Source organism: Lysobacter olei, from assembly GCF_054777355.1.
Map to the genome: position 1 here is coordinate 1 of NZ_BAAHAT010000003.1, position 19,836 is coordinate 19,836.

Annotated in this window: 19 protein-coding genes; 6 read left to right on the top strand and 13 right to left on the bottom strand. The window is 62.7% G+C overall.

Annotation, left to right across the window (positions count from 1 at the left end):
- Positions 1–409 precede the first annotated feature (409 nt).
- A complete protein-coding gene (locus ACYVBS_RS04925) occupies positions 410–619 on the top strand; it encodes a helix-turn-helix transcriptional regulator (RefSeq protein WP_460822612.1) in 210 nt (69 codons plus the stop codon).
- An 885-nt stretch (positions 620–1,504) separates the two neighbouring features.
- Here ACYVBS_RS04925 and ACYVBS_RS04930 read toward each other — a convergent pair.
- From ACYVBS_RS04930 to ACYVBS_RS04945, 4 genes are all read right to left on the bottom strand, one after another.
- A complete protein-coding gene (locus ACYVBS_RS04930) occupies positions 1,505–3,931 on the bottom strand; it encodes a type IV pilus modification PilV family protein (RefSeq protein ID WP_460822188.1) in 2,427 nt (808 codons plus the stop codon).
- 14 nt (positions 3,932–3,945) lie between these two features.
- The gene (locus ACYVBS_RS04935) at positions 3,946–5,622 is read right to left on the bottom strand and encodes a hypothetical protein (protein ID WP_460822189.1); all 1,677 of its coding nucleotides are present in this window, start codon (positions 5,620–5,622) and stop codon (positions 3,946–3,948) included.
- Positions 5,623–5,699: 77 nt separating this feature from the next.
- The gene (locus ACYVBS_RS04940; protein ID WP_460822190.1) at positions 5,700–6,293 is read right to left on the bottom strand and encodes a PilW family protein; all 594 of its coding nucleotides are present in this window, start codon (positions 6,291–6,293) and stop codon (positions 5,700–5,702) included.
- Positions 6,287–6,859 carry a GspH/FimT family pseudopilin gene (locus ACYVBS_RS04945; protein ID WP_460822191.1) on the bottom strand — a complete coding sequence of 191 codons (573 nt, stop codon included), beginning with the start codon at positions 6,857–6,859 and terminating at the stop codon, positions 6,287–6,289. The genes ACYVBS_RS04940 and ACYVBS_RS04945 overlap by 7 nt, the downstream gene beginning before the upstream one ends.
- Positions 6,860–7,023: 164 nt before the next feature.
- Between ACYVBS_RS04945 and ACYVBS_RS04950 the strand changes: the two genes are divergently transcribed.
- Complete coding sequence (locus ACYVBS_RS04950) at positions 7,024–7,437, top strand: type IV pilin protein (RefSeq protein WP_460822192.1); 414 nt, start codon at positions 7,024–7,026, stop codon at positions 7,435–7,437.
- 6 nt (positions 7,438–7,443) lie between these two features.
- Here ACYVBS_RS04950 and ppnN read toward each other — a convergent pair whose 3' ends face one another.
- The 5 genes from ppnN to grxD form a co-directional block, all read right to left on the bottom strand.
- Positions 7,444–8,844, bottom strand: coding sequence for a nucleotide 5'-monophosphate nucleosidase PpnN (ppnN, locus tag ACYVBS_RS04955; RefSeq protein WP_460822193.1), 1,401 nt, complete (start codon positions 8,842–8,844; stop codon positions 7,444–7,446).
- Positions 8,845–8,932: 88 nt separating this feature from the next.
- Positions 8,933–12,160: a TonB-dependent receptor gene (locus ACYVBS_RS04960; protein WP_460822194.1), complete on the bottom strand. Its 3,228-nt coding sequence runs from the start codon at positions 12,158–12,160 to the stop codon at positions 8,933–8,935.
- 240 nt (positions 12,161–12,400) lie between these two features.
- On the bottom strand, positions 12,401–12,997 hold the full coding sequence (locus tag ACYVBS_RS04965) for a MarC family protein (protein WP_460822195.1): 597 nt from the start codon (positions 12,995–12,997) through the stop codon (positions 12,401–12,403).
- A 75-nt stretch (positions 12,998–13,072) separates the two neighbouring features.
- A complete protein-coding gene (locus ACYVBS_RS04970) occupies positions 13,073–13,795 on the bottom strand; it encodes an SDR family NAD(P)-dependent oxidoreductase (RefSeq protein WP_460822196.1) in 723 nt (240 codons plus the stop codon).
- A 14-nt stretch (positions 13,796–13,809) separates the two neighbouring features.
- On the bottom strand, positions 13,810–14,127 hold the full coding sequence (grxD, locus tag ACYVBS_RS04975; protein ID WP_460822197.1) for a Grx4 family monothiol glutaredoxin: 318 nt from the start codon (positions 14,125–14,127) through the stop codon (positions 13,810–13,812).
- A 157-nt stretch (positions 14,128–14,284) separates the two neighbouring features.
- On the opposite strand from grxD, the gene sodB reads away from it, so the two are divergent.
- Positions 14,285–14,863 carry a superoxide dismutase [Fe] gene (gene sodB, locus ACYVBS_RS04980; protein WP_460822198.1) on the top strand — a complete coding sequence of 193 codons (579 nt, stop codon included), beginning with the start codon at positions 14,285–14,287 and terminating at the stop codon, positions 14,861–14,863.
- An 82-nt stretch (positions 14,864–14,945) separates the two neighbouring features.
- Here the strand turns inward: sodB and ACYVBS_RS04985 are convergent, their stop codons facing one another.
- From ACYVBS_RS04985 to purE, 3 genes are all read right to left on the bottom strand, one after another.
- On the bottom strand, positions 14,946–15,299 hold the full coding sequence (locus ACYVBS_RS04985) for a hypothetical protein (protein WP_460822199.1): 354 nt from the start codon (positions 15,297–15,299) through the stop codon (positions 14,946–14,948).
- Positions 15,300–15,582: 283 nt separating this feature from the next.
- Entirely contained in the window at positions 15,583–16,725 is a 1,143-nt protein-coding gene (locus ACYVBS_RS04990; protein ID WP_460822613.1) for a 5-(carboxyamino)imidazole ribonucleotide synthase, read from the bottom strand.
- Positions 16,726–16,795: 70 nt separating this feature from the next.
- Complete coding sequence (gene purE, locus ACYVBS_RS04995; RefSeq protein WP_460822200.1) at positions 16,796–17,305, bottom strand: 5-(carboxyamino)imidazole ribonucleotide mutase; 510 nt, start codon at positions 17,303–17,305, stop codon at positions 16,796–16,798.
- A 56-nt stretch (positions 17,306–17,361) separates the two neighbouring features.
- Here purE and ACYVBS_RS05000 point away from each other — a divergent pair, with 56 nt between their 5' ends.
- Together ACYVBS_RS05000 and nadC are read left to right on the top strand one after the other, a co-directional pair.
- Positions 17,362–17,631 carry a Trm112 family protein gene (locus tag ACYVBS_RS05000; protein ID WP_460822201.1) on the top strand — a complete coding sequence of 90 codons (270 nt, stop codon included), beginning with the start codon at positions 17,362–17,364 and terminating at the stop codon, positions 17,629–17,631.
- 2 nt (positions 17,632–17,633) lie between these two features.
- Entirely contained in the window at positions 17,634–18,518 is an 885-nt protein-coding gene (gene nadC, locus ACYVBS_RS05005) for a carboxylating nicotinate-nucleotide diphosphorylase (RefSeq protein WP_460822614.1), read from the top strand.
- Positions 18,519–18,615: 97 nt separating this feature from the next.
- Here nadC and ACYVBS_RS05010 read toward each other — a convergent pair whose 3' ends face one another.
- Positions 18,616–19,398: an FHA domain-containing protein gene (locus ACYVBS_RS05010; protein ID WP_460822203.1), complete on the bottom strand. Its 783-nt coding sequence runs from the start codon at positions 19,396–19,398 to the stop codon at positions 18,616–18,618.
- Between the two features lie 75 nt (positions 19,399–19,473).
- Here ACYVBS_RS05010 and ACYVBS_RS05015 point away from each other — a divergent pair, with 75 nt between their 5' ends.
- Positions 19,474–19,809, top strand: a complete 336-nt coding sequence (locus ACYVBS_RS05015; RefSeq protein ID WP_460822616.1) for a DUF3301 domain-containing protein — start codon at positions 19,474–19,476, stop codon at positions 19,807–19,809.
- Positions 19,810–19,836: the final 27 nt, after the last annotated feature.

Here is a 19,836-nt window from a genome sequence, read left to right on the forward strand (position 1 = left end):
TCTGCTCGTCGGTGAAGCGCTTCTTCATGTCCGTCCTCTTCTTGGGAACGGACTCTACTTAAGTCAGGGTGGCCCTGAAAACCGGGGGCAGGTCACGGGGGTTCAGCACGTGGCAGGCCGCCATAATTGGGAAACTTCAGCGGTCCAAACCAGAAGGTACGGCGGAAAAAGCCACCGTTATTTGCCAATGCAACCGCGAAGGCAACCTTGTCGTATGGAAGCGTGCAACGACAGCGGCCGTCGGCCCGTGGTAAGACGACCAGCTCGGTTGGCGGATCGCATCAATGGCATTCGGGGATTCCAGGCGATTTCGGCTTTGCGATGACCACGTCCGCCGCGGCATCCGACGATAAGGTGGTATGCCCTCCCACATCTTGGACGTTACATGAACCTTGAACGCTACTTCCGTATGAAAGAGCTTGTAGACGCCCTGGGCGTGTCGCGCTCAACGCTGTACAGCCTCATGAAATCGGGGCAATTCCCCGCACCGATCAAGCTGTCGCCCCGAACCTCCGTCTGGTCGGCACAGGCAATCGACGAATTCGTCCGCGCTCGGCGTCCTGTGTCGAAGTCGTTAGCTGCTCACCAGCTTGGAGAGGCGCCCCAGAGGGAGGCCTAATGCGTCCCCTGCCTTGCTTTGATCGACGAACGCGTGCAAGTTGACCGTCATCTGCCCCCCACTCCGGTTGGGCAAAAGTTCCCAATCAGCCGCCGGGTAGACTTCTGGGTAGACCGCTAGAAAACAGCCTTTTATTTCCCTTCGGTTTCAACACCTTAAGCATGCAAAACGAAACCAACTTCGGGCGCCAAATGATACAAAGAGATAGGGTCGCGAAAGCGACCCTTTTTCATGGGCGATTTTCACCGTAGGGACACTGTAGGGGCAGCAGCGTCTTTTGGGTCGGTAACCGCTCTTTCAGTCGGGTGGTTCGTCTACCTGCAACCTTCACGGCGTGGACGGACAACCCCGGAAACTGGGTCATCGCAATGTTGCGAGCCATGCCCGGCGTCAGGGCGTGAACAATGGCTGAGAACGTGCCCGAGCCGCCACCCGGGCGACCTAGTATGTCGACGTAAGTGACCATCGACCCTCCCCAATTGTAGGAGGGGCACTTTACGCGCCCCCGGTATCAAGCGGTGCGAATCATGCCGTGCAATGAGCTGACACCGGCCAGTTTCTCGTTGATGGCTCGGAGAATCAGAATGCACGGGGCACGACAAAGACGCGCGCTCGCTGCCATTGTTCTCTGCGTAGGCGAGCAAGATCCCATCGCCATTGAACCGGTCACCTTTGCCAAGGAAAACCCCAGCTCCTTCCGTTCCCGATTGACGAAAAACGCCCACTTGCGTGGGCGTTCTTGCTTCTGTCGAAGAGTTCAAATTGCTGAAATTTTCAGAGCTTTGCCAACGCCCACTGAGTAACAGTCAAGTGCCCTAACCAGCCGTCATTCGGGCGAGGCCCACGTGGAGCAGTTTCCGCCCTCTGAGGCCAACCGCCACCGCGTCAATCCCAAGGAACGTTCCAACTGGTGACTGTAAGGATCCAGTTGCTTCCCGATTTCTTCACAGTGCAAGCCGCAACGGTGACATCGGGGTCAGTCGGAAGGCTGCTTGCCTGCAGACTGTAGCCCACGTTGACCGTGCTATTCGCAGCAAGGCCTGTGAAAGCAATTGTCGTCGTCTCCGCCTGCTTGTTGTCACCTGGGCTGGCATCCGCGGCGGCGGGTAACGCAGAGGCGATGCTGCCACCTCCCGTCACCGTCACCGTGTTCACCTGATAATTGTTGAAGATGGGCACGTCAACCGAAAGCGGGCCATCAGGGCCATTGCTATCTGTCTTGGTGCACTGGACACCATCCACCCGCGTGACCGCGCTATTGCCTGAGCCCGTCGTTACCGCAGACCTCGTGCCGCTGACATACGTCACTTCCCAATAGCGAGACAGCTTGATCGAGCCATTCCACGGACTCGCACTAGCGTTTGGATCACAGACTTTGCTGGCCTTGGATCCAAGACATTCCACATTCACGTCCGTACCAATCGTAAAGAAGGCACTGGGATCAAGGCCACCACCAGACTGAGCGACAGTGAAAGACTCGCCACTGGGATTGGTAGTTACGGTACCGCCAACATTGAAGGCCTGAGCATCACTCTGGACCGTCGTATTGTCAGAAGGATCCACGCCGTTAAATGCAAACGAGGAGGTGACAGCGACCCCGGAGTTGGATATCCGAACCTCCGCAGTATTGTCCGATGTCCCGTTTGTCTTTCCGATCGTGCGCCCGCCGGAAGGCTCGGTCGGGTTATTTGTCAGCAAGCTGCCAGAATTGACCGTAATGACTGACGGAACACTAGCCGTCCATTTGGCAATCTCACTCATGTTGATCGTTGTAAACGGGAGCACTGGCAGGATGCAGTTAGTTAGATTCCCCGTGCCGCAATCGGCGATTGCCTTGACGACTGCCGCTCGCGCCTTTTCTTCCAGGAAATCTACGTACAAGCCACGAGCATGCAAGTACCGGTAATCAGTGTTGGATGGTGTGTTGATCACAACCTGAGTCGGCAGGTTAAGGCCTCGCCCGGAATCATCGAACATGGCCTGAGCGCCCGTGGGAGCCGCGCCAGATGCACCCGTGTAGCCATCCAGGAAATCTTTGACAAATGTCTCGTAAGAAGTCTTTGCGGACGTGGTGGGCAGACCTGTCTTGGCCTTCACGCCACCAACAGTCTCCGTCTCAAGCAGTCCCAGGTGCCGGGAATACATATCGGCAGCGACCCGCCAGAATCCATCGACGCGAATGACACGGCAGGCATTGACGTACACGCCACCAGTCGTATCCGTGACCTCGACCAAACTTGCATTGTACTTTGAGACCCCGCCGCTCGCGGCGAAGCGTTCCGGGTCGAACTTGGCAACCCCAGACGAAATTGTATCGTGATGGTCCCGGCAGCACTCCATGCACAAATCGCTTTGGGTTACACCACTTGCCTCACCGGAGACGAGACTAGTCCCCGGCGCATTCGATGCTGGCGATGGTGCATAAAGCTCATATCGCCCGCCTGTCCAGACCGCCGGCCATTGCGCCTTACGGTAAATCTCACCGAGATTATTAAAGTTGTTACCCGCCGCCCCATACCGGCACGAGCATTTAATAACTTCGTTTTCAAAGCGCTTCTGAACTACTGCGCCCCCTCCACTTGGCACATAAGTAAGCACGTTGAAGCGCGTACCAGTAATGGTCTGGTTTTGCCCACTCCCCTTAAGCTCTGGTGTCGGATTCGACGCGGCGGTCGAATTGCCGTCACCTAGTGCGATGGGAATGACACCAGCAGTTTCGGGCGAATCTTGCCGAACAATGGCCTTACCGCCACCCGCGCTTTGGTTAGGCGCTTTGGGGATCGTGTTGGACGTAAGCGACAACGGGCTGACATCCGTCGAGGCCCCAAGTCGACGCTGACTGCCCGTCGCGTCAGTCCAAGAGGCCGTCAGCGTGATTCGCTTGTACTCAGGGATGGCGCCATTGGCAGCAGCAGCACCACTGATCGAAAACGACCCTGCACCGATCGCACTCGTATAGCGATCAACCTGCTGGGTAACAGAGAGGCCGGCAATCGCGCTTTCCAACTGCGCAGTGCATAACCATGCAGGGGCACCGGAAGCACAGGTGAAGGTCGTCGTGGCGCTGCCCGTGCCGCTGCTCACATTCAGTGCAGCGTTGTTGTACTGTCCTGACCGCAGTTCATCCATCCGGCTGGAAAGCATTGCGGCGATACGACTGCGCGTCTTGGCTTCCGCGGACGCCTGAGTCAATCGACCTTGGAGCGCAGCCAGCGCAAGCAATCCGGTCGCAAGCACTACAACAGCAATCAATACTTCAATCAGGCTAAAGCCAGAAGAACCAGCCGCGCCCCTGCGAATTCGGGCCTTCATCATCCAGTCCTCAGTCAGTAGGTGGGGCGATCATTCCACGCACCTGGCAAGGTGCCGAAACGACTGTTGTCCGGGTTCTGGCCGATCGCGTTCAGTACCGTGTCGCTGTAGATCACAGCCGCCGTACCATTTGCCTTTTCCACGGTGCCCTGCACGATGATAGATCCATACACTGCGGCACCCGCATTCATGCGCAGCGCACTACTGCCGCCCGCAGCTATTTCACCGCTGGTCATGGTGTAACCAGCGGCCGGGGTATTTGTTGCTCCATTCGCAGTGCTGCGCAGGAACACGATTCCATACACGCGCCCTTGAATACGCGCATCACCGTCCACGACCAATACCACTGGATTGTCGGGCGTGCCAAGTGTCTGATTCGAGCCGATGTCACAATTCGATTGACACCAGAGAAGACCCGACAACGCACTGGCCGGATAGGATCCTGTATAGGCCTGGCCTGCAGACATCAAAGGTGTGCCCGCTGAAGTCGGGTTGATGATCTTGCTCGCGTTCTCGTACAGGAACGCCTCGTCTGCGCCAATGGTAACTACTGCCCCGCTGTTCGGGTTTGTGTAGGTCTTCATTATCTTGACTTCGGCAAAGCAATCATGATCGACGTCATCCCAAGCTTGCACGCCGAACATGTGCGCGAACAGGTCTGGCGGAAACTCACAGGTTGGATAAGACAATGCATCGCTTCGCACGTTGTAATTCGTCCCAGTCCCACGTACAGCCGAGGTTCCCTCTACGTCAAGAATATCAATGCCCTCATCCTGGAGGTTGCCGGAATTGTCGTAGGAAAGGGAATACTGTGCGTCGCACTGGCACGTGTCACAAACAATGGTCTGATTCGTACCCAGCAAGGTTGGAGGGCTGTTGTTCTTGGCACCGTAGCGGAAGAAATCACCTGCATAGCACGTGTTCGGGGTGCCGGTCTTGTCGACGTTTTTCCGAGTCCAAACTGATACAGGGACGCCATCTCCACCTGCGTTAGGATTCGTCACGATCTGCAGCGTCCCGGTGACATCGACCGAACCCGATGCAATGATCGGAGGCTTTCCGACCGGATTCCCCAACAGCGGATAGCGACCAACGGTCTGCACCAGCGTCGCCCGCGCTGAATCACCCGGGATTGACGCGACGGAAACAAAGGTAACAATGCGACGTTCACTGGCGTCAGCCGCGTTCGTTGCGCATCGAATGGGGCTGTTGGCTGGCTCGTTCACCTTACGGTTGGCAACAAAGCACATCACCGGGGCCACACCGTAGGCGACGTTGAACCCTGCACCCACGGTCGTGATCGTATTTGCCATTGGTAGCATTCTGGACGCAAGCTCGCTCCCTAGAGCCGCAAACGTAGCGCCACTTGAAATACCACCACCCCCCAGCCGATACATGGTGCTTCTGCGCGACACAGTGCCGGTTGTGGCAGGGTTACCATCGGCATCAACTAGATCGGTGGGAACGGCGCCGCAAGGAAAGGTGGTTTCCGCTCCACAGGTGACCCAGTTTCCACCAAAACTCAGCAACTCAGGGTGCTGACGGAGCAGGTATTCAGAGGCCTGCGCAAGGCCCGCCTCTGCGACTTCATGCACGCCTTTCGCTCGCACATCATTGGCGCTACTGCGCTGCTCAAACACACCGACGTTGAGCGCGAGCACCGTCATTACGCCACCAAGCAACAACAGCACAATTGCGACCAGCAGGGTGGACCCGGACTGCATCCGGACGGAAGGTATGGGTAAGGGTCGCATATCGTGGCCTCGAATCAGGTACCCGGAACAGAGCGCACATAGACGCTCTGGGTGTAGGAACGGCGAATATCGGCATTGTTCGTCAAACGCCCGTTCAGGGTGACGTCAATGCGACGGCCATTCTGGGCAAAGCTCATTGCCGTGATGGTTACCTGGGGCGTGCTTAACCGACTTCCGCCATCGCAGGTTGCATCTGCTGCAGTGGCACCTGCATCCATCCAAACCGCACCATTCTGCAAAGAAACGGCGTGAAAATTGCCGCCTTCCGCATCTGCATAGGCATACCGGATGCAATTGTTGTTTGGTGACGCAGGAATTGTGATTGACGCAAATGGGTTGGAAGGGCTTCCATTGTTTGCCGTCGCCACGGTGTACGGATCTCGCACGCCGCCTGCCCTGCGGAGGTCCGTATTGATCAGGGCAGCGGTCGCCCGCAATTCTTGGGTAAGACGGGTCGCCGCAATCGTCTGGTTATTAGCCCGCATCATCGAAAGCACAAGCGCGAGAACTGCACCAACGACGATAAGCCCCAGGACCATCGCCACCATAAGCTCGACCAGGGAGAATCCCGCGACTCCGGAAGAGTACTTTCTAGCTCGCATCAGCATGGCGCAATTCCAGATATCGAGGGCTTTCCAGTTGGCGTACAAAGAGTCGCCTGCCCCAACGGACCAACGTTTACAGACACGTCGTATTTTCCTTTTGGAGAGCGCAGCACAATCGCATCCGGGTCAGCGACAACTCCCGAAGAAGTCAACGCGACACCCAGTTTCCCATCGAATGCAAAAGTGGTTCCACCGACCATTGTCACACCAGGATGTTTGATGGCCGAGACAACCAACTCCTCTCCTGCTACCAAACACGCATCAGCCACAGTGCAATCACAAGCCGACGCGGCGCCCGCGGGGGCACCCCCCGTTGGCAATGAAGCGGAATTTGCCCCTACGCACCACGCCGACCCAACCGTCGAGCTGACTGCAGCATCCAGGCCGTCCTTTACCGATTGTGCGCGGGCGGCCGATATCACGTCGAGGACTTCGTCTGCCGCCCCGCGAACCCGGTAGCGGTCAAAAAAGTCGTCGAAGGAAGGGAACGCGATCGCGGCAAGAATAGCCAGGACTGCCACCGCCACCATCAATTCGATCAATGTGAAGCCCCGTTGCTGAAACGGCATGCCCTGATCCCAAACCCTTGAACACCATGGAAATCTAAATCCTTGATCCACAAGAGAACAAGGCGTTGCTGACGAACGGCGCAGCCAGGGGGACAAACGTTCCACACTGCTGTCAAACGTGCTGACGAGGATGTTAGGCTGGCGCAATACTTGGGGAGCAGGTCATGAAACAGGCGAGCGGTTTCACCTTGATCGAGCTGATGGTGGTCGTCGCAATTGTGGGAATTCTCGCGGCGATTGCCGTTCCCGCGTACACCGAGCAGGTGCGCAAGAGCCGTCGCGCCGAGGCTGTTCGCTTCGTTGGGGATATGCAACTCGCACTTGAACGGTGGCGCGCGGAAAATCCGTCATATGCCAACTGCTCGGGCACCGGCTGCGGCTCGGGAACCTACCCTGTGGCGCCGACGTCCACAGTCTCTCCGTTTTATACCATCGCGATCGCCACAGCGACGACGAGCGCGTACTCCATAACGGCGACCCCCGCTGGGGCGCAGAGCGGAGATCGATGCGGTGTGCTTACGCTCGCCTCCGGGGTGAGCAACGGCAAGCCACAGTGGGCAACGGCGAGCTGTAACTAGCAGTCTCTATGCCACCACCCGGTAACAAGGCCGGTACTCACCCGCAATCTTCATCCTGCGCTGCTCCACGAACGCCCGGAGCAGCGCATCCAGCGACTGCATCATCCCGCTGTCGCCGTGGATTTCGAACGGCCCGTGCGCCTCGATCCGGCGCATGCCGTCCTCCTTGACGTTGCCGGCGACGATGCCGGAAAACGCCCTGCGCAGGTCGGCAGCCAGTTCGTGGGGCTTGCGCCCATGATGGAGGTCCAAGCCAGCCATCGCCTCATGGCTAGGCACGAACGGCTGCTGGAACGCCAACGGGATATCCAGCGACCAGTTGAAGAAGAACGAGTCCTTCTGGCTGATGCGATGCTCGCGCACCTTGCGGATCCCGCCCATCATCCGCTTCGCGACCGCAGCCGGGTCGGCGATGATGATCTCGTAGCGTGACGTGGCGGCCTCGCCCAAGGTCAGCCGCAGGAACCGGTCAATTTGCTCGAAATACGGCGCCGACGCGGTGGGGCCGGTAAGGATCAGCGGGAACGGCACGTGCGCGTTCTCCTCCCGCAGCAGGATGCCGAGCAGGTACAGGATCTCCTCCGCCGTGCCCACCCCCCCCGGGAAGACGATGATGCCGTGGCCGATGCGGACGAAGGCCTCCAGGCGCTTCTCGATGTCCGGCATGATCACCAGGTGGTTGACGATGGGGTTGGGCGACTCGGCGGCGATGATACCCGGCTCAGTGATGCCGATGTAGCGCGGGCGGTGCTTGCGCTGCTTGGCGTGCGCGATAGTGGCGCCCTTCATCGGCCCCTTCATCGCACCCGGGCCGCAGCCGGTGCAGATGTCCAGGCCGCGGAGGCCCAGCTCGTAGCCGACCTGCTTGGTGTACACGTATTCATCGCGCGAGATGGAGTGACCACCCCAGCACACGACCAGGTTGGGGTCGGTCGGGAACAGCGTGCGCGCATTCCGTAGCAGGTCGAACACGGCGTCGGTCAGGCCATCGCTCGAGTCCAGGTCGCGGCCCGCGTCGTCGGCCAACTCAATGGCGGTATAGGCCAGGTCGCGGACTACGGCGAATAGCAGTTCGGCCACACCGCGAATCAATTCCCCATCCACGAACGCCGTGGCGGGTGCATTGTGCAGGTCGATGCGTAGGCCACGATCCTGCTGGTGCACCTCGATGTCGAACTCCGGATATAGCTCCTGAGCCGCGCGCGGATCGTCCGAAGTGCTACCGGTGGTGAGCACCGCAAGGGCGCACCGACGCAACAGGTCATGCATGCCCGTGGACGCATCACGGAAGCGCGCGACCTCCTCGCGGGATAGGACGTCAAGGCCGCCGCGCGGGTAGATGCGCGTGCTTTCGGTCGGGAGGACGGTGGGGCGGGAGGTGCTCTCGTTTGGACTGTGGTTGTTCATGCGTCGAATGTAGCGCAAGGCGCTTGCCAAAAGAAAACGGCCGGGGCATGCCCCGGCCGTTGCCTTGAACGAACTGTCGGCGTACCGATCAGAACTTGTAGCGGAAGCCCACCTGCAGCGACCACTGCGAGACACCGGTGTTGAAGCCGTCGGCATCGCCGTTGGCCGCAGTCGGCGCATCCGGGTTGCGGAAGTCATACACGTACTTGCCGTTGTACATGCCCGGCGACGACAGCACGCGCTGGTTGGCGAAGAACCCGTAATCCATGATGTGGCCCCAATCCTTGTTGATCAGGTTGCCGATGTTCTGGATGTCCAGCCAGATCTCGGACTTGTGGCCCTTGAACAGGCCCGGCAGCTCCTGGGTAAAGCGCACGTCGAAGGTGTTGACCCAGTCGCCGCGGCCGGCGTTGGCCGGGGCCACACCGCCCTGGTAACGCTTCAGCTCCGGATTGTCGTTCAGCCAGTTGAAGAACGCCTGCTCCATCTGCGGGTTGGCAACGAAAGCACCGCTGCTGGACAGCGTGCCAAACAGCACGTCGCCCGGGCCCGCCGGCACGTAGAACAGGTCATTGGACGTGCGGTTGTCGCCGTTGACGTCGTTGAAGTACACCCAGCTGTACGGGCGGCCGCTGCGGCCTTCATACACCAGACCCACACGGGTTTCGTAGTCGCCGAAGAACGCGTGCTTCCAGTTCAGCTGTCCGCTGATGCGGTCGCGGATCTCGTAGCGCGAGGTCGCGGCCACTTCTTCATTGGCATCGAACAGGTAGTTGTAGTTCCAGCCCGAGCTCGCGGTCGAGCTGGTCAGGCCACTGACTTCCTCAGCGTCGGTGTAGGTGTAACCCAGGAACCACGACCAGTCACTCTCGGGCGACCACGGCTTGTTCAACGAAACCGTGAACTGCTGGCTGCTGCCTTCCTCGGTGGTATCCAGCAGGTAGACGGTGTCAAACGCGCGGTTGCGGTTGAAGCGGTTGTTCGACGAACTCCACGAGCGACCGACGTTGCTCGGGTTCCAGAACAGGTCGCGGCCGTCCTGCGCCTCGAGCGTCGGCGCGCCGAGGTTGAGGTTGCGGTAGAACAGAGCGGTCTTGACCTTGCTCACCAGCACTTCGGCCGAACCGACGATGCCGTACCACGGCAACTCATGCTCAAACGCCAGGTTGGCCTTCCACACCGACGGCTGCTCGAAATCCGGGGCGACGAAATTGACGTTCATCAGTGCAGCGCGCGGGTTGCCGGGCACGGGCTGGTTGTAGCCATCGCCGCTGAACGGCAGGTCTTCCCAGTTTTCCGGCGAACTCAGGTTCTGGCTGTACTGGATGTAGTTGAAACCAGTGGTGTTGTAGGCGTTGCTCAGCCACACCTGCGGCGACTCACCGCGGAACAAGCCGAAGCCACCGCGCAGCTGGGTCGGACGGGCGCTGTCGAAGGTGTAATTGAAACCAAAGCGCGGCTGGACCAGCCAATCCTCGTTGAGGACCTTGGAGTTGTCATAACCGAACGCCGCCTCGGCGGCCGCGTTGTAGGTCGGCAGCGAATCCACGCCCGGCTTGTCCGCACGGATGCCGTAGTTCAGCGTCAGGTTGCTGTTGACGTACCAGGTGTCCTGCAGGAAGAAGCCCAGCGAGTCGTACTTGAACGCACCCGCCACCGAGTCGAAGCCCAGGCCCGGCTGCGGGGTACGCAGGTTGTACGTGCTCCACTTCCCGGCGGCGAAGTTATCCAGGCCCCAGAACTCGTACACGCCGAACAGCTGCGGACCGTAGATGTTGTAGACGTCGTTGCTGCTGTAGTCGAAACCGAACTTGACGTCATGGTCACCCAGGGTGAGCGTCCCGGCGCCGAAGCCATTCCAGGTCTCGGTGTAGAGCGCATTCTGGTGCGAGTTGACCTCGGTGCCCAGGTACAGCGAGTCGCCCGACGGAGAAGCCTCGGTGCCGCCGAAGAAGATGCGCACGCTCGGCGCGCTGGTCGGCGTCTCGCGCACCGCGGAGTAGTCGCGGTACGACACCTTGAATTCGGTCGAGAAGTTGTCGGTCCAGTCGCTGAACAGCTGCCCGACGTAGCTCTCCACGCTCTTGACGTGCTGGTACCAGTAGGAGCTCAGCGAGATCGAGCTCGAGTTGATGCCATTCACGCGCAGCTTGCTCTGCTCCAGGTTGGAGTAGCGGAAGCTGAAACGGTGGGCATCGTTGATGTTCCAGTCGATCTTGGCGGCGTACTCTTCCAGGTCTGTGTCGCCCGAGGAGTCCAGGCCGCCGGCGTCGATACCGTACGACTGCGCAATCTGCGTGGCGCGCGCGATGTCATCCATGTCGATGACGGCGTTGGCCTTGCCCAGCGCGCTGCCGGCGATGTCCGCACCCGGCGCCGACTGGTTGAACTTCTCGTAGTTGAGGAAGAAGAACAGCTTGTCCTTGACCAGCGGACCACCGAAGGTCATGCCGTAGGTCTGCTCGTCATTGAAGCCGTTGAACTTCTTGCCGGTCGGGTCGTCGCCGAACCACTCGCCATCGCGGTAGTAGCCGTAGACCGAACCGTGGAACTCGTTGGTGCCGGACTTGGTCACCGCATCGACCACGGCGCCGGTGGCACCGGTGATGGTGACGTCATACGAAGCGAGGTCGATGTTCAGCGCTTCGATCGCGTCCATCGCCACCGGCTGGCGGCGGGTCGGCATGTTGTTGCCTTCCAGGCCGAAGGTGTCGCTGGCCGAGACGCCGTCGATGCGGATGGCGTTGTAACGCGGGTTCTGGCCGCCGGCGCTGATGCTGCCACTGGCGCGGTCGGTGAAGGCCACGCGCGGATCGAGGCGCATGTAATCCTGGATGTTGCCGTTGATGGACGGCAGGGCCTCGATGGTTTCGCGGGTCACGCTGGTGCCGGCGCCCATCTTGCTGGCGCTGAACACTTCCGAGCCACCGGTATACATCGCCTGCACGGCTTCCACGGTCGCGACCGAGTTGTCCAGCTGACTGTCGACCTGGGCGACGGTGCTCAGGGTCAGGTAAACATTGTCTTCGCTGGAGGTGCCTTCACCGGCCTTCGTGATGGTGATCGTGTACGGGCCGCCGACGCGCAGGCCGCGCGCGTTGTAGCGGCCGCTGGCATCGGTGGTGGCGCGGCTGACGGTGCCGGATTCAACGTGGGTGATGGTGACGTCCGCACCTGCGACGGGCTTGCCCTCGGCGCTGGTCACTACACCACCCACGCCAGCCGAAGTCTGCTGGGCAAACGCCGGAGCGGTGGCGAGCGCGGCGATGAGCCCAAGCGTCAGCTTGGACATACGAACACGGTTCTTGTCGGTCATGAAAACTGGCCTCGATGCGTTTTGAGTTCGACAGAGCACGGCCCGCGCCCCCGATGACGCGCACGGCCCTTTACTTTTCAGTTGCCCCACCCCACGCGTGAGCGCGCTGGGGTTAATGACAGGTTAACATACTGATCCGCATGTGTTTCGCTTTCATGACGGCGGTCAAATAACGGCCACCTGCACGGCAGCCCCGTCTCACGGACTTTAGCGACCACACGGCCGCCGCAACGCCCAGGGTTACGGCGCAGAGATCTGCAGATACGTCCCCAGCCCATCCAGGAACATCTGGACCGAGATCGCCACCAGCAGCATGCCCATCAGCCGCTCGACCGCGGTCAGCACCCGCGAGCCCAGCCACTTGTACAGGTAGGTGGCCGACATCAGGATCGCGGCCGTTGCGCCCCAGGCGATGATCAGGGCCAGACTCCAATCCCCCAGACGGGCGGGCTCGTTGCTGCCCATCAGCATCACCGCGGCCATGCCCGATGGCCCGGCCACGAGCGGGATGGCCATTGGCACGATGAAGGGCTCGCCGTCCGGGATCTCACCCATCAGCCCCTCGGGCGGCGGGAAGATCATGCGGATGCCGATCAGGAACAGCACGATGCCACCGGCGATCGACACCGATTCCTGCCGCAGGTGCATCAGTTCCAGTGCGTACTTGCCGCCCCACAGGAACATCATCAGCACGCCCAGCGCGATGAGCAGTTCGCGGGCCACGATGATGCGCTGGCGCCGGGCGGGCAGCCCCCGCAGCAGGCTGAGGAACACCGGGACGTTGCCCAGCGGATCCAGGATCAGGAACAGCAGCAACGCGGCGGAAGCAATGGTCATCGTGCAAAGGCTCGGACAGGCGGGGTCAGCATACGCCCGCGCCCAAGGGCGCCGGCACGGGATGGCACGCCATGGTCAGGGCTGGGGCGCCCACACGGTGCCGCGATGGAGCGCGCCTTCGGGCGACAACAGGGTGACACAGGCCCCCGCATAGGCGCCGGGGTCGCGGGCCTGTCGGTCGTTCTCCTCCACGTAGGCCTTGCTGCGCAAAGGCGTCCGCATCGGACCGGGTTGAAGGCCAGACACACGCACGCTGGAGTTCCGTAGCTCGGCATGCAGCATGCCCACCAGTGCAGACAGGCCATGCTGCGCGAGCCCGTAGCCCCCCCAGTACGCCTGCCCCACGCGCGACAGGTCGTCGATGGTGAACACCAGCGCCGCATCCGGAGCCTTGGACAGCAGCGGCAGACAGGCCTGCGACAACCACCAGCGCGCGGTCAGGTTGACGTGCAGCGCGCGCGCGAACGCGGCGGGGTCGGTCTGCAGCAAGGGCGTCAGCCCCCGAAACTCGGCCGCACAGTGCAACACGCCGTCCAGACGGCCGAGCTCGGCGTCGACGCGCTCGGCCATCTCGGCATAGTCATCGGGCGAAGCGCCTTCCAGGTCCAGCGGGTACAGCAGCGGTTCGGGGCCTTCGGCCGCCAACGCGTCATACAGACGGTTGAGCTTGGGCACCTTGCGACCCAGCAGTACGACCGTGGCGCCGGCGCGGGCACAGGCCAGCGAGGCGGCACTGCCGAGGCCGCCATGGGCGCCTGCGACCAGCACCACGCGGCCGGCCAAAGCGGCTTCGGTCATCGGCGCGGTGCTCACTATGCCTGGGTTTCGCTGACCATGCGCGCCAATTCACCGGACTCGAACAGCTCCATGGTGATATCGCACCCGCCGATCAGCTCGCCGTTGATGAAGAGCTGCGGGAACGTCGGCCAGTTGGAGTAGCGCGGCAGGTTGGCGCGGATCTCCGGGTCTTCGAGCACGTTCACCGTGTGGAGCTGGCTGGCGCCCGCGGCCTTCAGGGCCTGCACGGCACGGCTGGAGAAGCCGCACATCGGGAACTGTGCGGTGCCCTTCATGAAAAGCACGATCGGGTGGCCTTCGACTTCGGCCTTGATGCGGTCCATCACGGACATGGAACGACTCCTGCAAAGGTGCGTTGCCCGGGTTTGACGTTCAGGCAACGACGCATGGGGATAGAATGCCCATTCTAAACGTTCTCACCCCTGCGGACCCGGGCCCCGCCCGCGCCGCGCCCCCAACCGCCAGCCCCTGCTGCAAGGAGCAAGCCCCATGGCCATCGAACTGCCTGCCCTCCCCTACGATCGCACCGCCCTGGAGCCGCACATCTCGGCCGAGACGATCGACTTCCATTACGGCAAGCACCACCAGACCTACGTGACCAACCTCAACAACATGATCGGCGGCACCGAGTTCGCCGACATGTCACTGGAGGACATCATCCGCAAGTCGCAGGGCGGGATGTTCAACAACGCGGCGCAGATCTGGAACCACACCTTCTACTGGAACTGCCTGTCGCCCAACGGCGGCGGCGAGCCGGCGGGCAAGCTGGCCGATGCCATCAACAAGGCCTTCGGCGACTTCGCCAAGTTCAAGGAAGAGTTCACCAAGGTCACCGTCGGCACGTTCGGCTCGGGCTGGGGCTGGCTGGTGCAGCGTCCGGACGGTTCGCTGGCGCTGGTGAGCACCTCCAACGCCGCCACCCCGCTGACCGGCGAGGACACCCCGCTGCTGACCTGCGACGTGTGGGAACACGCCTACTATATCGACTACCGCAACGCCCGCCCGAAGTATGTCGAGGCGTTCTGGAACCTGGTCAACTGGGACTTCGTTGCCTCGCAGATGAAGTAAGCGAAGCAGTCGTCACCGAATACGCAAAGGGCCGGGGAAATCCCGGCCCTTTGTTTTTAGTGCTCGTCTGCGAAGACATGGCCTAGCGCAGGTCGTACCCGAACCTGGCCGCGAGCGCTGCATCATCGCCATACGCGCCATGGCACGTGGCGAAATAGAAATTGGCCAGCCCCTGGTCCGCGCCAGACACTCCGCGCGGATTGAGCTTCAAGGTGTCCCCACGGTCATCGACGGCAGCGTAGGGTTCGGTGCGCGAACATCGCACCTGAGCGGATTGCGCGCGCGCATCCCATCCAATCGTCACGCCTTCCGGAGCGAGCGGATAGTCGCCCGGATGGCGGGAATCGCCCTGGGTAATACGCAATTGATAGTCGGGCGCCGCAACCGAACCGGCGCGCTGCACCTCCTCATATCGGATCCAGGCACAGCTGCCCATGCGGCAACTGCTGCGGATGACCCATCCCGACCGGGGCTCAGGCGCGAAACCGACCTTGGTGGACGCCGGTGCCGCCTCCGCGCGGCTCTCTGGGCGAGGCGCAACGTCCACATCGGCGTCAGGACGTCCCACCGGTGCGGGGGACGTCACGGCCGGCTCTGACGGTGCGACGGCGGGTGCCGAGTCCGACGGTTGATGGCATGCGCTAGCCAATACGGCAACGCAGCCAATCCAACCCAACATGGCGAGGGAACGTGGTTTCATTCCCCCACCGTGGCGCTCCTCAGGTCTGCAGCGCGTGAATCACCGGCGCGACCTGGGCTTCTCGGCCCAGCGTCTTCCCGACGTGCGCCAGCACCAGCGCCAACGCGTCGACCGAATCGGCGCGCAGCGTGGCGTGCCCCACCTTGCGGCCATCTCGCGGCTGTTTGCCGTAGTCATGCCAGTGGCCGCCGGCCTCGGCCAGCACCGCGGTGGCATCGGGCATGCGGCCGATCCAGTTCAGCATGCAAGCCATACCCACCATGCGGGTGTCTCCCAACGGCAGGCCGAGTACCGCACGGAGGTGGTTCTGGAACTGGCTGGTCTCGCTGCCTTCGATGGTCCAGTGCCCGGAGTTGTGCACGCGCGGCGCGAGTTCGTTGGCCAGCAGTTCACCGTCTCGGCAGAACAGCTCGAGTGCGAACACGCCCACGTAATCCAGCGCTTCGGCCAACTTGCGGGCATGGCTGATCGCCGTGGCGGTCATGGCCTCGTCGACCTTGGCGGGCGCAAGGCTCGCGGACAGCACGCCATCGACGTGCCAGTTTTCGGTCAATGGCCAGGCGCGGAATTCGCCATCGCGGCCGCGCACGGCCACCACGCTCAACTCACGTTGGAACGCGACGAAGCCTTCGAGGATCAGCCCGACCTTGCCCGCCTGCGCACCCAAGGCGTCCCACGCGGCCGCCACATCGGCGGGCGTCTTGATGCGGAATTGGCCCTTGCCGTCATAGCCGAGGCGACGAGTCTTCAGGATGCACGGCGTGCCGATCTCGGCCACCGCGGCTTCCAGTTGCTCACGGGTGTCGATCGCGGCAAACGGTGGCACCGGGATGCCCAGCTCGCGAAACAGGGTCTTCTCGGCCAAGCGATCCTGCGCGGTGGCCAACGCGCGCGGGTTGGGGAACACCGGCACGCGGCTGGTCAGCCATTGCGCCGACTCGGCGGGCACGTTTTCGAAATCGAAGGTGGCCACGTCCACGCGCGAGGCAAATTCGGCCAGCGTCGCCTCGTCGGTGTAGTCACCCACGACCATTGGCGCGAACTGGCCGGCACAGGCGTCCGCCACGTTGTCCATCACCAGGAACCGCAGGCCCAGCGGTGCGCCGGCCAACGCCATCATGCGGGCCAGCTGGCCGCCGCCGAGGATGCCGACGGTGGTCATGCGGGAATCAGGAGTGCTCATCAACGTCTTGCTCAGGTCGTGCTCGTGGGCGAAGCCGCCGGGGACAGGATCAACGACGGGGGTCGTCGTTGGCGGCAACGTCATCGGTCTGCTTCTGGCGGAAGGCCGCCAGAGCCTCGCCGATGGCGGGATGGTCATGCGCCAGCATCGCGGCTGCGAACAGCGCCGCATTGGCGGCACCGGCGTTGCCGATCGCGAAGGTAGCCACTGGAATGCCGGCCGGCATCTGCACGATCGACAGCAGCGAGTCCATACCGTTCAGCGCCTTGCTCTGCACCGGCACGCCCAGCACCGGCACGGCGGTCTTGGAGGCCAGCATGCCCGGCAGATGGGCCGCACCGCCGGCACCGGCGATGATCGCGCGCAGGCCACGGCTGGCGGCCATATCGGCATAGGAGAACAGCACGTCGGGCGTGCGATGCGCGGACACCACGCGGACTTCGTGCGGCACGCCAAGTGCTTCGAGCTTGGCGGCGGCGTGCTGCATCGTCTCCCAGTCGGAGCGCGAACCCATCACGATGCCGACCAGCGGCGCGGAGGCGTTGTCAGGGGGGGTCATGGCTGGCCCTAGCGGCAAAACGGTATTCTACCGGCCTTCCGCCAGAGCTTCACCGTATGGACCGCAAACTGCTCGACCTGCTCGTCTGCCCGGCCACCCGCCAGCCACTCGCCCTGCTCGACAGTCGCGGCCTGCAGGCCCTCAATGCCGCCATCGGGACCGGCGGCGTGGTGCGTGGCGACGGCAGCCCCCAGGCCGAAGCGCTGCGCGAGGCGCTGGTGACCCGTGACCACAAGACCGTCTACCGCGTCGATGACGGCATCCCGGTGCTGCTGGTGGAAGACGCCATCGCCACGGCCCAAGTGCCGGACTTTCCGGCCGCATGAGCATGTCCCGGCCTGACACGGGGCGTGTACCGGGCATCGCCCCACCACCCGCGACGGCCGTCGAGGCGGACGTGGCCGCGGCCTTGGCCGAAGACCTCGGTGCAGGAGACGCGACGGCCGCCCTGTTGCCCGACGTCGCCGATAGCGCGTACCTGCTGTGCAAGGAAGACGCCGTGGTCTGCGGGCGCCCCTGGTTCGACGCCTGCCACCGGGCATTGGACCCGGACGTGCACATCGACTGGCGCGTGTCCGAAGGTGATCGCGTGCGCAAGGGCACGGTCCTTGCCACGTTGCAGGGCCGCGCGCGCGCGCTGGTCAGCGCGGAGCGGGCATCGCTGAACTTTCTCCAGACACTGTCGGGCACCGCGACGGTGACCGCGCGCTACGTCGACGCGGTAAGCGGCACGCGCGCGCGGATTCTGGATACACGCAAGACCATCCCCGGCCTTCGCCAGGCACAGAAGTACGCCGTGCGCGTGGGTGGCGGCATCAATCACCGGATGGGGCTGTACGACGCAGTCATGCTGAAGGAAAACCACATCCGTGCCGCCGGCTCCCTGAGCGGCGCGGTGCATGCCGCGCGGGCGATGCACCCCGCGCTGCCCCTGATCGTGGAAGTGGAAACGCTCGCCCAACTCGAAGAAGCCTTGGCAGTAGGCTGCGACCGCATCCTCGTCGACGATTTCGATGCAGCCACGCGCCGCGAGGCGGTTCGCATCACTGCCGGTCGCATCCCGTTGGAGGTGTCCGGCGGGGTGGACCTGGAAGGGCTGCGGATGATTGCCGAGGATGGAGTGGACTGCATCTCCATCGGTGCGCTGACCAAGCACGTCCGCGCCATCGACCTGTCGCTGAAACTGGGACCGCCGCCGACCGGGCTGGACTGAGGCATCGTCCAGGCGGTCCGGATCCTTAGGATGCGGGCACCTTCCCCTCACTGTGGCGGGAAGGCGCAGGCGTCCATCTGCGCGGACGCGACTCTCGTCAGTTGAGGGCCAGTGCCGCCAAGGCTGCCAGCACGACGCCAACCCCCACGGCGGCGGGCCAATAACGTCGCCAACCCGCGGACGTTGGCGCCCGCATCGACTTGGCGACCACTTCCTGGGTGCCGCACGAGAGGAGCTGGAAGCGGAGGCTGTCGAAACCAATCTCGTCGCCCACGCGGGCATCACCACGCAATACGCGCTTGCCGTTGATGAACGTGCCGTTGGAGGACCCGACATCCTCCACCTGGACGCCCTGGTCGGTAGCCAGCAGCCGCGCGTGGGCCCGGGACAGACCGGGCTCATCCAGCCGGAGTGAACACTCCGGTCCCCGGCCCACGGTCACCACGCCGACCAAAGGGATGCTTCGGCCGAATGCACGGCCCGCGGTCCCTCGCAACACGAATTTCGGCGCAACGGGCCGCACGGCCGTGGCCCCGGGATCGTCGTTGGCAGACGACGCGACGTGCCACGGGTCGGAAAGCTTCTTCACTGGCGCGACCGGCTCGATCGCCGCAAGGCGAGCCTGCACGCCATGGAAGGCCACGGCATCACCGGGGCGCAGGGAAATGAGGCCTTCCACGACTCGGCCGTTGACGCTGACGTCGGCGGATTGGGCCACCTCCAGCATGACACCCGTGCCCGTGACGTGCAGCAGGCAGTGCTGCCGCTGGACGCCGGGGAGATCGATCACGACGTTGGCATCCGGATCCGATCCGACCCGGTTGATGCCAGGCCCCAACAACACCTGCGGACACTCCCCTCCCGGAAACACGAGTTTCATCGCGACGCAGCCCCCTTGCTGACGATTGCCGGTGCGGCGCTTGCGACTGAGTCGACGCGCCCGCACATTAGTCCCATGCCGACTCTAATCTTCCTGATGATCGCGACTGCGATCGTCGTCTCAATCTGGAATGCCAACCGTGCCGCCGCCGAACGGGCCGAGTCCGTTGGCCGCGATGCCTGCCGCGCGGCGGGCGTGCAATGGCTGGATCAAAGCGTGCACGCCATCGCCTGGCGCCTGTACCGCCGCGAGAACGGCTGGCTCGGCATGGAACGCACGTTCCGCTTTGATTACTCCATTCATGGCGACGACCGCCATGTCGGACGCATGATCCTGCGGGGAGATCGACTGGTGTCGTTCAGCGGGCCGGTGACGGCGCCCCCTGTCGCGCTCCATTCGTCGGGCGACTGATCCGCTTACTTCACGACGCGGAGGAAC

Coding starts and splice junctions, on each gene's coding strand:
- ACYVBS_RS04925 (WP_460822612.1), top strand. CDS start 410: ATGAAAGAGCTTGTAGACGCCCTGGGCGTGTCGCGCTCAACGCTGTAC.
- ACYVBS_RS04930 (WP_460822188.1), bottom strand. CDS start 3,931: ATGAAGGCCCGAATTCGCAGGGGCGCGGCTGGTTCTTCTGGCTTTAGC.
- ACYVBS_RS04940 (WP_460822190.1), bottom strand. CDS start 6,293: ATGCTGATGCGAGCTAGAAAGTACTCTTCCGGAGTCGCGGGATTCTCC.
- ACYVBS_RS04945 (WP_460822191.1), bottom strand. CDS start 6,859: ATGCCGTTTCAGCAACGGGGCTTCACATTGATCGAATTGATGGTGGCG.
- ACYVBS_RS04950 (WP_460822192.1), top strand. CDS start 7,024: ATGAAACAGGCGAGCGGTTTCACCTTGATCGAGCTGATGGTGGTCGTC.
- ppnN (WP_460822193.1), bottom strand. CDS start 8,844: ATGAACAACCACAGTCCAAACGAGAGCACCTCCCGCCCCACCGTCCTC.
- ACYVBS_RS04960 (WP_460822194.1), bottom strand. CDS start 12,160: ATGACCGACAAGAACCGTGTTCGTATGTCCAAGCTGACGCTTGGGCTC.
- ACYVBS_RS04965 (WP_460822195.1), bottom strand. CDS start 12,997: ATGACCATTGCTTCCGCCGCGTTGCTGCTGTTCCTGATCCTGGATCCG.
- ACYVBS_RS04970 (WP_460822196.1), bottom strand. CDS start 13,795: ATGACCGAAGCCGCTTTGGCCGGCCGCGTGGTGCTGGTCGCAGGCGCC.
- grxD (WP_460822197.1), bottom strand. CDS start 14,127: ATGTCCGTGATGGACCGCATCAAGGCCGAAGTCGAAGGCCACCCGATC.
- sodB (WP_460822198.1), top strand. CDS start 14,285: ATGGCCATCGAACTGCCTGCCCTCCCCTACGATCGCACCGCCCTGGAG.
- ACYVBS_RS04985 (WP_460822199.1), bottom strand. CDS start 15,299: ATGGGCAGCTGTGCCTGGATCCGATATGAGGAGGTGCAGCGCGCCGGT.
- ACYVBS_RS04990 (WP_460822613.1), bottom strand. CDS start 16,725: ATGACCACCGTCGGCATCCTCGGCGGCGGCCAGCTGGCCCGCATGATG.
- purE (WP_460822200.1), bottom strand. CDS start 17,305: ATGACCCCCCCTGACAACGCCTCCGCGCCGCTGGTCGGCATCGTGATG.
- ACYVBS_RS05000 (WP_460822201.1), top strand. CDS start 17,362: ATGGACCGCAAACTGCTCGACCTGCTCGTCTGCCCGGCCACCCGCCAG.
- nadC (WP_460822614.1), top strand. CDS start 17,634: ATGTCCCGGCCTGACACGGGGCGTGTACCGGGCATCGCCCCACCACCC.
- ACYVBS_RS05010 (WP_460822203.1), bottom strand. CDS start 19,398: ATGAAACTCGTGTTTCCGGGAGGGGAGTGTCCGCAGGTGTTGTTGGGG.
- ACYVBS_RS05015 (WP_460822616.1), top strand. CDS start 19,474: ATGCCGACTCTAATCTTCCTGATGATCGCGACTGCGATCGTCGTCTCA.